The organism is Cellulomonas sp. GbtcB1 (genome assembly GCF_019091725.1).
Taxonomy (GTDB): Bacteria; Actinomycetota; Actinomycetes; order Actinomycetales; family Cellulomonadaceae; genus Cellulomonas.
Map to the genome: position 1 here is coordinate 1 of NZ_JAGXJG010000708.1, position 230 is coordinate 230.

1 pseudogene is annotated in these 230 nt (G+C 78.3%); it reads right to left on the minus strand.

What is annotated here, in order from left to right:
- A pseudogene (locus KVT14_RS21905) lies at window positions 1–230 on the minus strand (aspartate-semialdehyde dehydrogenase); the annotation flags it as partial.

The window sequence follows — 230 nt, forward strand, 5'->3', positions numbered from 1 at the left end:
GTTGCCCGCGCGCACCTCGTCCAGCGCGCCCGGGTCCACCCCGGACACGACCAGCGGCACGTCGGGGTCCACCCGCCAGGCGGACGAGTTGACGATCACCGTGACGCCCGCGGCGGCGAACCGCGGCGCCTGCGCCTTCGTCGTCGCACCGCCGGCGGAGAACAGCGCGATGCCGAGGCCGGTCGGGCCCGCGGCCTCGGCGTCCCCGACGACGACCTCGGTGCCGCGCC